The following is a 13517-nucleotide window of genomic DNA, read 5'->3' as shown; positions in this document are numbered from 1 at the left end:
AAATTACGTGCAATTAGTTGATTTTTAGTGCGTTTACCCTTTGTTTATGTTAAGAATAGGCTAAAAAGGGAAGGTTTTTCCATATTCTTCGTTATTCCCTATTGAGAACAATACCTTTGTGCCTTAATTAAGTGAAATAGTAGAAATTAACAGTATGAGCAAAGTAAAAGCAGATAGTCAAGTACGTGTACATTACACAGGAAAATTAAGTGATGGTCAAGTATTTGATAGTTCGGTAGACAGAGAGCCTTTAGAAGTAAAATTAGGACAAGGTAGTTTAATACCTGGTTTTGAAAAAGGTTTATTGGATATGGAAGCGAATGAGAAAAAAACTATCGTTATAGCTAAGGAAGATGCATACGGTGAAAAGCAAAAAGAGCTTTTTCAGACAGTACCAAAATCTGAATTGCCAGCAGAAATAGAGCCAAAAGTAAATATGGCGTTAATGGCAACCAATGCAGACGGTAGCGAAAGACAATTACGTGTAGCAGAGGTAAATGAAAATGACATCGTAGTAGATGCAAATCACCCATTAGCTGGTGAAGATTTGACCTTTGATCTAGAGCTTGTAGAGATCAAGTAATAGACTTAAATTATATAATTATAAACCGCCTAATAGGCGGTTTTTTTTTGGTTCAATACCAACTGTTTTAATAGTTTGAAATATTATATTTGAATATGTATTTAAGAACATTGTATTTCTTGGTTTTAACTGTTGCCCTGATAGGTTGTAAAGAGGTGAAGACCAAGGCGCCAGAATCGGTAACAGCCGAAAATAATAAAGAGCAAATACCCACAGCAACTTATGAAGATTTAGAGGGTAATCCCATTGAATTGAGCGATTACAAGGGTAAACGTGTATTGTTGAATTATTGGGCAACCTGGTGCAGGCCTTGCATTGAGGAAATGCCGGATATGGAAAAGGCACAAGCTATTCTAGAAAAGGATAATTACGTATTTCTGTTTGCATCAGATCAATCTGTCGAAAAAATCAACAAGTTTAAGGAAGCCCGTGGTTTTCTATTGGATTATATAAAATTCAACGGGGCATATGCCGAAGAAAATGTAAGTGCCTTACCGGCAACATTTATTTATAATGAAGTAGGGGAGCAGGTATTACGTTTTGATGGCGGATTAAAGTGGGATAGTCCTGAAATGATCGAAAAACTCAGAGCGGTTCAATAATGCAAAAACCAACCTTATTCTATATTTTTTTAGTTGCTTGTAGTTTAATAAGTGGATGCAAAGAAACCTCCGAAAAAAAAGATATAAATCCTCTAACGGTTAATTCAGCTCAATTGGTAACGGAAATGAATTCTCCTGCAGGTACTACATCGGCATTGCCACATCTTGTGATCAATAAAGATGTAGCTTTATTATCATGGGTAGAATCGCCTAACGATTCGTTGTCAACAATGAATTACTCAGAATTGATTGATGGCGAGTGGCAAGAAGCACAAAATATACTAAGTGGTACAAATTGGTTTGTAAATTGGGCAGATTACCCGATGATTTCTGAAAATAACGGCAATTTATGGTCGCACATACTTAAAAAATCGAGTGCGGGTACCTATTCATATGATATAAAAATGAATATAAAGCCAAAGGGAGAAATGCATTGGAAAACCGATTTGGCTTTACATACTGATGATACCCCAACCGAACATGGTTTTGTAAGTATAGTTCCATATCAGAACCATTTCTTTGTCAATTGGCTAGATGGTAGACATACGGAAGAAAATGAAGAAGGCGAGAGGGGAGCAATGACGTTGCGTGGGGGAATCGTGACTACAACCGGTAAACTAATAGAAGAATACGAGCTAGATGATAAAACCTGCGATTGCTGCCAAACTACTTCTGCAATTACCGATAATGGACCCGTGGTCATTTATAGAGACCGATCAGATGATGAAATTAGGGATATCAGTATTGTTCGTCAGGTAGTAGGGGAGTGGACGACACCTAAAGTAATACATGAAGATGATTGGCAAATAAAAGGTTGCCCGGTAAACGGACCAAAAGTGGATGTACTGGGTAATAATTTGGTCGTAGCATGGTTTACGGCAGCTGAGAACAAACAAAAAGTACAACTGGTATTTTCTACAGATGGCGGCGCTTCATTTACAGCACCTGTTATAATTGTTGAAGGTAAGGTTATGGGTAGGGTAGATGTGCTCTGGGCAGATGAGGAGACGGCTGTTGTAAGTTGGATGGAAGTGAATGATAAGGTAGCCCTGTTCAAGGCAATGGCGGTAAGTGCCGACGGTAAAACTTCTCAGAAGCAAGTAATTACCGAAATGGCAGATTCCCGAAAATCAGGATTTCCGCAAATGGAAATAATGGAAGAAACCTTATACTTTGCTTGGACGGAACAAGTAGGAGCGGCCACTCAAGTAAAAACGGCTAAAATGCCTATAAAAGCGTTTTCGTTTAATTAACGGAAAGTAGTTCAATATCGAAAACCAATACCGATCCACCGGGTATTCCATTATAATCAAAACTACCATAGCCCAGGTGAGCAGGAATCAGTAGCATACCATTGCCACCTTCGTTGAATAACTGAATACCTTCCGTCCATCCCGAAATAACTTGATCAAGACCAATGGTGATTCCTTCTTCGCTTTGATCAAAAACCGTCCCGTTAAGAAAATAGCCTTTGTAAGCCACTGTAACATTTGATGTTGCCGTTGGTACTGCACCATCACCTTGATTTTCTTTAATATAATGTAAACCCGATGCGGTTTTTTGCGATTCTAACGAATTGTCTTCCAGATAAGCATTTATTTCTGCTTCGTTGGTTTCGGTGTAATCAATGGGTTCAACAACAGTGGTGGTATTGGTGTCATCCGATAGTTTACAAGAAACCAAGGAAGTCAATAAAAAAAGGAATGCGATATATTTCATTTTAATTTTTTTTGATGATAAGTTTTTGAAGTTTGTGTAGACTTACATCTTACCGATGTATGTCTTTTTTTGAATCAAGCTAGATATTGGTGTGTTAGGCGATAAAAGTATTTACCGAGAAACGGACACTACAATGCTTGTACAAGTATTTTTGAAATTTAAGGGCTTGCGATTGCGACTCAAAAATAACAGCTTCGGTAATACTGTTGGCTAAAACAAGATGCCCAATAAGGTATTCTACGTAGTAGGTATTGTTTTCAGAAAGGAGAACAAAATTTGGTTTCTTTGTCACGCTAAATTAATTATTGTACTAAAATAAAGTTTTTATTTTATTGATCCTAATTTTTTCACCTTTCCTTGTTAAAACGTAGGGTTAAAGTACATTTTAGTTGCTTTTAAGTATAGCTTTAATAGCATAGATTCATAATTGAAATGTAATGTTTTCTGAATCTACGCTATGCTTTACGATAAACAACTAGTAACTTGCTAGGTTAAATAACTTAGGATTATATATAACAGGTTTATTTTTAGTAAATTATAGAAAAGGGACAATGATTAATTGTCTAATCAGCTAATTGATGGAAAAGAAATTATTTATAAAGAATATGGTGTGTAACCGCTGTATTACTGTAATTAAAAATGAGGTAGCCGGTTTAGGTATTCCGTTAAAGCATATAGAGTTGGGATCCATTGTTTATGAAGAGCGATCGAAGAGTGATTTTGATCAACTGAAAACTGTTCTGGAAAATAATGGTTTTGAACTTTTACTGGCCCAAGAGCAGCGTTTAGTAGAGCAACTAAAAATAGAGCTTATAAAATTGCTTCAGACATTGCCCTTACGTTTAGAAAAAACACTCTCGCACCATTTGGAAAGTGTTATGGGTATGGACTATTCGAAAATCAGTAAGATATTTTCATCCAACGAACATATTACCATTGAAAAATACTTTATAAAACTTAAATTAGAGAAGGTAAAAGAGCTGATACAGCTACAAGAATACAATTTTACTGAAATCTCTCAATTACTTGATTATAGTAATGTTAACCATTTAAGCAGTCTTTTTAAAAAGGAAACGGGAATGAGTTTAACGGCCTATAAGAAAGGTCAAGAGAATAAAAGAAGCACATTAGACCAAATTACGTAGATAAGAACCATAATTATGATACTGTAAGTTTCAAGTTGGTCATAACTTTATCCCGGCAAAACAACTGGCTGCCGATGGTTTAAAAGTTAAAAGATAGTACAGTACAATGTCCTGAAACGAGGAAGTGTATTTCTTATGTTAATGGTTAGTGTTTTATGCACTTCCTTATCAGGCATTAAAAAGCTTTACTACCAATAATTTTTCTCTTCAAGCTAAATTGTTTTGCAATACCTATAGAAATTGTAATTGCCTAATTTTCAGGTAGAAAGAAGTTCTATAGTTTATTCAAGGATCGATTTTAAAAGATTTAAGCAAACAGAATAGTATGAAAAACATATATCATATTCACGGTATGTCATGTAACGGTTGCCGCAGTCATGTAGAAAAAACGCTTTCTAATGTTGATGGTGTTACAAATGCTACGCTTGACTTGGAAAAAGCGGAAGCTACCATAGAAATGGCATCTCACATTCCATTAGGGACATTTGAGAACGCACTAGAGAAAGAAGGTGGTAGTTATACGATTCATAGCCCTGGTGAAGCCCCTAAATCTGAGGATGTTGCAAAACATAAAAAAGCAAAGAAATCGGGTAAGGGCAACGGTACCTTTTATTGCCCAATGCATTGTGAAGGCGATAAAACATATGATGCACCTGGTGATTGCCCTGTTTGTGGTATGGATCTGGTAGAGGAGCAAAACCTTTCTACAACGGCTTCGGAACAATTTACATGCCCCATGCACCCAGAAGTGGTTAAAGATGAATCAGGTTCGTGCCCTATATGTGGAATGGATTTGGTTCCTATGGAGGCAGATAGTTCTGCCGAAGAGAAAAGCTATAAAAAGTTATTGAAAAAATTTAGGATTGCGATAGCCTTCACGCTGCCCATATTTATTATTGCAATGAGTGAAATGATAGCCAACAATCCTTTATATGAGATAATGCCCCAGAGGAATTGGAACTGGGTTCAATTCGCTTTATCAATTCCCGTGGTGTTTTATGCCACGCGTATGTTCTTTGAAAGAGCCTATAGAAGTATAAAAACCTGGAATCTTAATATGTTTACCTTAATCGGAATCGGTGCAGGTGTGGCATGGGTATTCAGTGTTTTTGGCATGTTGTCTCCAGACTTTTTTCCTGCACAGTTCAAAACCGAATCTGGTGCCGTACATGTATATTTTGAGGCTGCCACCGTCATATTGACCTTGGTGTTAATGGGGCAAGTGTTAGAAGCTAGGGCGCATAGCAAAACCAATTCTGCCTTGAAAGAATTGTTGAAACTAGCTCCCAATAAAGCCATTAAAGTTGTTGATGGAAATGAGGAGGAAGTGTCTATAGATGCTATTGAAAAAGGTGATATACTACGAGTTAAACCGGGAGATAAAATACCTGTAGATGGTAAAATTACCGAGGGAGACACCACGGTTGATGAATCTATGATTTCAGGCGAACCCATTCCGGTGCAAAAAGAGATTGGTGATAGCGTAAGTAGTGGTACCATAAACGGCAATACATCTTTTTTGATGCAAGCTGAAAAGGTGGGCAGCGATACCTTGCTTTCGCAAATTATTCATATGGTGAACGATGCAAGCCGCAGTAGAGCACCAATTCAGAAATTGGCGGACACCGTTTCTAGTTATTTTGTGCCCGTGGTGGTCATAATTTCCCTGATTACATTCGCGGCATGGGCAATTTGGGGACCAGAACCAGCCTATGTGTATGCCTTGGTGAATGCCATAGCGGTTTTGATAATCGCCTGCCCGTGTGCACTTGGCTTGGCGACACCTATGTCCGTTATGGTAGGAGTGGGGAAAGGAGCTCAAAACGGAATATTGATAAAAAATGCCGAAGCCTTGGAAAAAATGGATAAGGTAGATACCCTAATAGTGGATAAAACAGGTACGATTACCGAAGGGAAACCAACGGTTGAGAAAATTGGGGTGTTCGGTACGGAATATAGTGATAATCAGGTTTTACAACTGATAGCTTCATTGAACAATTCAAGTGAACATCCGCTTGCCGAAGCTACGGTTAAATATGGTAAGGAGCAGCAAATTGAAATCTCTAAAACGGAAAACTTCAATGCCGTAACCGGTAAAGGGGTAGAAGGTACTGTACATGGTAAAAAGCTTTATTTTGGTAATGCCAAAATGATGGAATATGCAAAGGCCGCCTTATCATCCGATATGAAAGCAGAGGGGCAGGATTATCAAAAACAAGGTAAAACGGTGTCTTATTTATCGGTGGATGAAAAAGTGGTAGGTTATGTGGTTATTGGTGATCGAATAAAATCAACAAGTGCAAAGGCTATAAAAGCCTTACAGGATAAGGGATTAGAAGTGATGATGTTTACCGGTGATAACGAAAATACGGCACAGGCTGTAGCCAGCGAGCTGCATCTTACGGATTTTAAAGCGGAAATGTTGCCGGAGAATAAGCTGGAGGAAGTCAAAAAACTACAGGAGCAAGGTAAGGTAGTGGCAATGGCGGGCGATGGTATAAACGATGCACCGGCATTGGCCAAGAGTGATGTTGGTATCGCCATGGGAACAGGTACCGATGTAGCAATTGAAAGTGCAATGATTACTTTGGTCAAGGGTGATTTGCACGGTATTGTAAAAGCAAGAAACCTGAGTCATAAAGTGATGCAGAACATTAAGCAAAACCTCTTTTTTGCCTTAATCTATAACACACTTGGCGTACCCATAGCAGCGGGAATACTATTTCCATTTTTTGGAATTCTATTATCACCAATGATCGCAGCTTTAGCCATGAGTTTTAGTTCGGTATCGGTAATTGGAAATTCATTACGATTAAGAGGAGCCGATATTGATTAGTTTAATTTTATATTTTCTGTGGATGATTTAAAAGTCGGTGAGATGCAGCCGTTGGACCTGTGAAGTTAGAGTTTTAATGATTGTATAAATTTTAGGATAGAAGATATTAAAAAGTCTATTTTACATACGCGAGCTTTTGAATTATCCTGTGGATGATTTAGAAGTCGGCGAGATGTAGCCGTTGGACTTATAAGTTAGATTTTGAATTTTTCTAAAAGGAATGAAATAAATACCTAATAGTGGGTTGCAAAATATTCTATTTTACATACGCGAGCTTTTGAATTATCCTGTGGATGATTTAAAAGTCGGCGAGATGCAGCCGTTGGACTTATAAGTTAGATTTTGAATTTTTCTAAAAGGAATGAAATAAATACCTAATAGTGGGTTATTAAATATTCTATTTTACATACGCGAGCTTTTGAATTATCCTGTGGATGATTTAAAAGTCGGCGAGATGCAGTTGTTGGACTTATAAGTTAGTTGTTGTAATTTTTCTGCGCGGATAAAATTAATATAAAAAGTGGTATGCAAAATATTCTATTTTACATAATATAAATTATAGTACATTTTATAAATAGGTTTATCCAGTGGATGAAGCTATTTATAACACAGATGGCGCGCTGGAGAAATTATGATGTTTAGTACTACATATTCTATTTATAAAAAAAATGATAGCTATAATGTAGTATTATGTAAAATATCCCAGAAGCATTCGTTTTCATAAGAACAATTGGAACTTGGGTCATTAAACTAATAAGCGGTTTGCTTCGCAGCGTTTATTTAAAACATTATGTATCTATAATTTGCCGTTATGTAAAATAGCCGCTACCAAGCGCTCGATTGTTTTATAAAATCAAATTGCTCTGGCAATTTATTTTACACACAATTATCCAACGCTTGCCAACGCCAAAATAAAAGCTAACCTTTTTGCTATTATTAAAAATCGCGTATTCGATAAAATGTACGTAATAAAAAATTTTAGACCATTCTCGTAAGCTTGCCACAAGAGCATAAATTTTAAGAAAAATAAAATTCTATGCACTTGTTATATTTAGAACTTCAATTAATCCTTTTTTTCATTCTTTCATTATCTTTTGTCTTGAAACAAAAGAAACAAAAATTCAAGGCTGCATAAACTTTTGGAAACAATTAACGGCTCATTCGCTATATTTTAGGAAACATTGTAACTCGTTAAGATTGCGTTGAAATCCTTTGTATAATTGAAACTCTTAAGAAACTGTATTACTAAACCCCTAAAATACGGACGCTTACTTCACCTTATTGTTTTACCAAAATTTTATGAGGCCAAGTTTTAATATAAGACAAATCGTTATCAATTTATCCTAGTTATTAAAAATACTTATGGACTTCCAGTTATCTATTTGTAAATTATTAATCCTTTCAAGATGCGTATCTGGCAACTTAGGAAATTGAATAACTGGTTTTACCATTACAGGCTTTAAGAGATCATTAAGATTTTCTTCTAATAGAGAGAGCTTCTCTCCTATTCCTACTAAAAATTTCTCTCGAATACCTTCGTAATAGTACTTAGTTCTTGTTAGTAAGCTTAAAGCCTTTCTGGCTACTGGCTCATCTATAGCATAGGAATTTAATAAAAGTCTATACTTATCTCGAAGTTCGATAAATTTTTCATAGCTAATTAACGATTTTTCTAGAAGTGCTGTGTTTTCTTCATTTTTCGTGTATATAATCTTGATATTGCTATTTTTTTTAGCGTCTAGGTCTTCCAATTCCGCTATTTTCTTGTTTACTGTTTCGTGAATTTCTTTTAATCGTGATGGGTCGGAAACACAGGTTTCAGTAGCTTTTTCAGATTCACAATTTTTTAATAGTTCTCGTTTTTCCACATTTAAAATTTGAATGTCATCTAGTAAAGCTAGAATATCAGACGCCAAGTCATCGTTCTCTTCCGTTTTAGTGTTAATAATCTTTTCGTTGATTTTAATCTGAGCATCAGATTCCTGGTAGTCTTCTGCAGCGACAGAAATTTGAGTATTTAAACCTTTTACTTTCGTTGCCAGATTCCATAAAGCCTTGTTTATACTGTCGATCTTTACATTAGTCTCCCCAATGTTTTCGGAAATATGTACCTTAAATGTATCTCTTAGCTCAAAGAAAGCTGCTTTGTCTTTTTCATAAATAGTCTTAAGACGCTTATTTTCAGAATGAATTAAACCATTATATCGAGATAGCTCTCCGCTAATAGTATCCAAAATTTTCAATACATTGTTACGATCTGAAATAACTAAATCTATAACCTCGTTATAATAAGTCGTTCTTATATCTTTCGGAATGCTCTTAATATCTCTAAGCTTAGAACCTACTGGTTTTGTTTTAATTGTCATTCCAATAGATTCATCAGCGGCATTATTTATTGAATACAAATAGTCGTTATACCACTCAAAATAATCACAGCATTGTGGCGTTAATGCCTTAATTTTATCGGTAACGATAATAGCGCTCCAACTATCAACCTTAGGATATGGGGATTTAATGGTAATATGGTTTTTTATTTTGTTAGTTTTATTAGTGAGGTTAGTTACACCTAGCTCAAGTCTATTATTACGATTGAGTCGCTCTTCAATTTTTAATAAATCTATCCGAAACTGCGTCATATACTTTACAAATTGCTCATTCGTATTGGATACTCCTTTTTCATCATTATCGAGTAACATATCTGAAATAAGAGCACTTAACACCTCTGATTCTTCTGGAACTTTATTAAACAAATCGCGAAACGAATCTTCAATTGCATAATATGACAATAGATTGACCTCGAAATTTTCAAAGTTATCAGGAAAAATAGATTTATCGAATTCGACAAACTTTGGATTTAGTTCCATAAAAATGTCAACTCTCTGCTCTATCTGTGACAAAACATCCAAAGGTAGTGATGGTGCAAATACATGATCAATGCTTTGGCAAAAGCCATTAAACGCATAGAGTGTAGCCATAAAAACGCAAACAACTAATTTTTTCATAACGCTAGTATCTTGTTTATATTTCTTTGATTTTCATTTAATAACCTAAGTGTAAAGAATACGTCAACACGCTTAAAAAAGTCCTCAATTTCTCTTTCCAATACTTCTAATTCACTTTCTTTAATTGGTAGTTTTAACAATTCCTCTTTTAGAAAAGCCACACGTGCTTTTTTTGCTTCAATATTATTATGAATTTTGACTATCTGACTATCCGTTTTTCCTTTTTGTGATTGGTTATAACTAATATCACCTTCAAGTTTTTTAATGGTCTTTTTGCGCTTATTCCGAAACTTAGTTTTATCCGGATTATGTGTACATTCATCATACGCATAGCCATTTTTGCAACCATTATACTTAAGTTTGTAGCTAGTCCAGTTCTTAATTCGAGTTAATCGTCTTGACAGCTTGCCAATTGTACTTGAATAGTTTTTAGATGTACGTTCTAAATTTTCTAATCGCAAACTTTCTGAGTTGATGCTTTGCTCTAATTCTTGGAGTTCCTGGCCATAACTCTTTATTCGTTTTATCTCAAGCTTTAATTCCTTTAGGTTTTGTTGATATTCTTTTACTTGCTCCTTTATATTATCGTATTCTTCCTGTAACGACTGACGCTCGAGATTTAAAAGTGTTGCAATGTTAGCTTTATAATTATTAAATCGAATCCGTTGGTTTTTTACTTTCTCTTCCCAGTTTTTTCGTTTGCTTTTAATTTTATTTCTAATTCTGGTCAGTTGCTTCGCGTAGATTTGATGAAATTTCCATGCGGTTTGCCAAGGAATTGGCACTCCTTTTTTCATGTACTTAATAATGGCCTTTGCAATATGATGATTTTCCATCTTCACCTTTATAGCAGCATTCTCAATACCTTTTAAATAAAGTGTAGTCGCATCATAGTCCGAGATCTTGCCATTATAATATACGGCATCATTCGTTAGCTCTGTCAGAAATGAATTAATGATCTCTCTTTGACCGTTTGCTGATAGGCCGTCCAGATTGATAATGTTATTGGCCTCTGGGATGTCCTCAAAATCAGGAAGTTCATAGTCATCTACAAACTTTTCAAATTGATTGTATAAATCATCAATTATACCAGATGCTACTCCAGCTTCTTTAGATGCTTTCTCATTAAGGGCATCATAGACACCATCATTTACAATATTACGTATGAGTTTGGCATTACTAGTAACTTCGTTTGTGATGGTTGTTAGTCGATCAATTTTTTTATATTCGTCAAAAAGTCTAGAATAGAATAGTACCTCTTGACTTATATCCATTGGTTTTCTTTGGCTGTAACCAACCTCTATTATTAAAATAAAAATAACAATAGTATAAGTTGAAATCCTTTGGTTAATAATTTTACGATTCATCATTAATGTGTTGATTTTAAGATTATTTCTTTTAATGATTTTAAAATTCAACAATGTTTTGAATTAAAAGAATTTAGCGCTAAATATCCTCTTTTTTTATGCTTTCTATAATACCATCTATCGACAAAGTTCCACCAAGAAAAAAAATTGGAGTAGACCAATCTCCATCATTCCTAATCCAATCAATCCCAATGCTAAAACCAGAATCAAATAAAGGTTCAAAACTTGAATTATTTAAGGCATGATTTACTAATGATACAGAAATACCTGGATTAAGAGTGTTAGAATCTAAAAATAAGTAGTGTAAATAAGGTGTTAATGCTATTCTTTCTAAAATATTCCTTGATAATTCTTTACTTTTACTATTAGGTTTTTCAAAAGGAAAAACTGGAAAAGCAAAACTTATATATAGGTTATTTGTCCTTTTTAATGAACCGATTTTTCCAACTTCATCTCCAATTGAGGCTATATTATTATCGATAAATTCAATAGGTATATTTTGAAAAGATTTCAAACTGCTATAATTAGTAGAGTTAACATAACCAAATGTTAATCCAATACCTATAGCATCGATATTTGCCAAATAAAATTCAAAGTGGCTGTTTACTGAGAAAGTATATGGATATTCATATGAAATACTTTGATTTGATATATCATATAGCACTTTTTTATTGTCATATTGCAATTTAGTAGACAAACCCCAAGAATAACCCCAAGTTCTCAGCTCATTCCTATTTATACTATCAAGCCCTTTTAATATTCCTAGCTCAATATTAAAACCTGGGTTTTTAATTTTCTGTGTAAAATTATCACTACTGGTCATACCTAACTTTAATAGCCATCCGAATGAAGTTTTAACAGTATATATTGTATCCTTGCCTTTTCTTTTGTAGTATTTAATAGGGTCTTTAAAATTTAACAATGAATTTAATTGAAAATTAACCTCAGTTGTTTTTTTGGAAACCTTAGTTTCCGCTTTAAATTGTTTCGCTTTTTCAGTATAAAAAATTCCATTGCCAGAACTGTTTGTAAATACCTGTGAAAAACTAAACTGTGAAAAAAAAATAAGTGTTAAAAAAGTTACTTTTTTCATAATTGGCTGGTTGGGTTATACAAATAACAATGTTATGGCTTTTGTTAAAACCAAAACATACCCAATAGAGGGTATTAATAAAAACTTGTGCTATTATCTTTCTTAATGGGAGAGTTAATCACTAAATTTTAAGCGATTGGTTTAAAGATAAGAAAAATATTTCAATTGTTATTCCACGTATATTATGCTTCCCTCCTACGTAGTCGCATAAAAAGTATTCCTTTATACTAAAATGAACCAACCTATTTTATGTGAAAATTATAAACCTAATTCTAGTTCATCATCAGCACCTGGCAATTCTAAAGCTTTAACGGTTTGTATCGCATTTCCAGCAATTCCTTTAATGGAACCATACATATCAATTGTGTTGGTTACAACCTTTTCAATTTGCTTTTCTCTTTGTTTCCAAATTCTTTGCATTGAACGTTTTTCACTATCTAAATCTGATTTCATTTGTGTAAATTCTTCAACAATAGCTTCTATTTGCATTCTGAAGGTACTACTTGTTAAATAATCATAAAGCAAATCCATTTTATCTCCTTTATTTTCTTGAGTAATCATGGCATTATTGACTTGCAAAATTCCATGTCGTAATACTGAACAAAGCCCTTTAAATTCTTCATAATTACAAATCCAAATACCATCTTTTAGTCCCATTCTATCCATATCAGATGGCATTACTTCTGTTACCAAAACTCCTATGTTTGCTCCTCTATCTCTTATATCTGCTTTAAATTTTTCAATCCAACTTGGTTGAAAATCTTTTGTTCTTTTACTTTCGTAGTAAATTGACCCACAGTTTTGTTCAGTTCTTGTGTGCACAATTTGGATACAATCTCCTCCTCTAGCTCCTTTTTTTATTTCTTCAATTGTATCTAGTGGAAACTTTGATGCTAACCACTCCTCTATTGCTAGTTCTTGAACTTCTCCTTGTAGTTGCATTGAACCTTGCTCCTGCTTACGCTTCATTTCTTCAGTAAGCTTTTTTTGGTCTTCTAATTGCTTTTGCATTTCTTTAAAACGCAATTCATTTTTGTCTTCTTCTGATTTCTTAATTTTCTCCTTTTCTGCAATTAGGATTTCATTTAATTTTTTTTGAGATTCAGCTTCTGCGATTTCTTTTAGCTCTGATTTCTCACGCTTCAATTTTTCAATTTCTGCTTTAGTTCT

11 protein-coding genes are annotated in these 13517 nt (G+C 34.4%); 5 read left to right on the top strand and 6 right to left on the bottom strand.

Annotated features, from left to right (window positions below):
- The first annotated feature begins 154 nt into the window (after positions 1 to 154).
- From DCS95_RS01960 to DCS95_RS01950, 3 genes are all read left to right on the top strand, one after another.
- On the top strand, positions 155 to 583 hold the full coding sequence (locus DCS95_RS01960) for an FKBP-type peptidyl-prolyl cis-trans isomerase (RefSeq protein WP_116769162.1): 429 nt from the start codon (positions 155 to 157) through the stop codon (positions 581 to 583).
- Between the two features lie 95 nt (positions 584 to 678).
- Positions 679 to 1185, top strand: coding sequence for a TlpA family protein disulfide reductase (locus DCS95_RS01955; protein ID WP_116769161.1), 507 nt, complete (start codon positions 679 to 681; stop codon positions 1183 to 1185).
- Entirely contained in the window at positions 1185 to 2438 is a 1254-nt protein-coding gene (locus DCS95_RS01950) for a glycoside hydrolase family protein (protein WP_116769160.1), read from the top strand. The genes DCS95_RS01955 and DCS95_RS01950 overlap by 1 nt, the downstream gene beginning before the upstream one ends.
- Here DCS95_RS01950 and DCS95_RS01945 read toward each other — a convergent pair.
- Both DCS95_RS01945 and DCS95_RS01940 read right to left on the bottom strand, forming a co-directional pair.
- Positions 2431 to 2904, bottom strand: a complete 474-nt coding sequence (locus tag DCS95_RS01945) for an FKBP-type peptidyl-prolyl cis-trans isomerase (protein ID WP_116769159.1) — start codon at positions 2902 to 2904, stop codon at positions 2431 to 2433. The genes DCS95_RS01950 and DCS95_RS01945 overlap by 8 nt on opposite strands.
- Before the next feature lie 94 nt (positions 2905 to 2998).
- On the bottom strand, positions 2999 to 3196 hold the full coding sequence (locus DCS95_RS01940) for a hypothetical protein (protein WP_116769158.1): 198 nt from the start codon (positions 3194 to 3196) through the stop codon (positions 2999 to 3001).
- Positions 3197 to 3482: 286 nt separating this feature from the next.
- Between DCS95_RS01940 and DCS95_RS01935 the strand changes: the two genes are divergently transcribed.
- Together DCS95_RS01935 and DCS95_RS01930 are read left to right on the top strand one after the other, a co-directional pair.
- Complete coding sequence (locus DCS95_RS01935; protein ID WP_116769157.1) at positions 3483 to 4049, top strand: helix-turn-helix domain-containing protein; 567 nt, start codon at positions 3483 to 3485, stop codon at positions 4047 to 4049.
- A 325-nt stretch (positions 4050 to 4374) separates the two neighbouring features.
- Positions 4375 to 6885, top strand: a complete 2511-nt coding sequence (locus DCS95_RS01930; RefSeq protein ID WP_116769156.1) for a heavy metal translocating P-type ATPase — start codon at positions 4375 to 4377, stop codon at positions 6883 to 6885.
- A 1343-nt stretch (positions 6886 to 8228) separates the two neighbouring features.
- On the opposite strand, the gene DCS95_RS01925 is transcribed toward DCS95_RS01930, so the two are convergent.
- The 4 genes from DCS95_RS01925 to DCS95_RS01910 form a co-directional block, all read right to left on the bottom strand.
- Positions 8229 to 9887 (bottom strand): hypothetical protein, encoded by a 1659-nt coding sequence (locus DCS95_RS01925; protein WP_164674102.1) that lies wholly within the window; start codon positions 9885 to 9887, stop codon positions 8229 to 8231.
- On the bottom strand, positions 9884 to 11257 hold the full coding sequence (locus DCS95_RS01920) for a hypothetical protein (protein WP_116769154.1): 1374 nt from the start codon (positions 11255 to 11257) through the stop codon (positions 9884 to 9886). The genes DCS95_RS01925 and DCS95_RS01920 overlap by 4 nt, the downstream gene beginning before the upstream one ends.
- 76 nt (positions 11258 to 11333) lie before the next feature.
- The gene (locus DCS95_RS01915; RefSeq protein ID WP_116769153.1) at positions 11334 to 12347 is read right to left on the bottom strand and encodes a hypothetical protein; all 1014 of its coding nucleotides are present in this window, start codon (positions 12345 to 12347) and stop codon (positions 11334 to 11336) included.
- Positions 12348 to 12605: 258 nt separating this feature from the next.
- A complete protein-coding gene (locus DCS95_RS01910; protein ID WP_341865171.1) occupies positions 12606 to 13493 on the bottom strand; it encodes a DUF2130 domain-containing protein in 888 nt (295 codons plus the stop codon).
- Positions 13494 to 13517 lie beyond the last annotated feature (24 nt).

It is taken from the genome of Maribacter litoralis, from assembly GCF_003075045.1.
Lineage (GTDB): Bacteria > Bacteroidota > Bacteroidia > Flavobacteriales > Flavobacteriaceae > Maribacter > Maribacter litoralis.
This window is presented reverse-complemented; position numbering and strand designations above follow the sequence as displayed.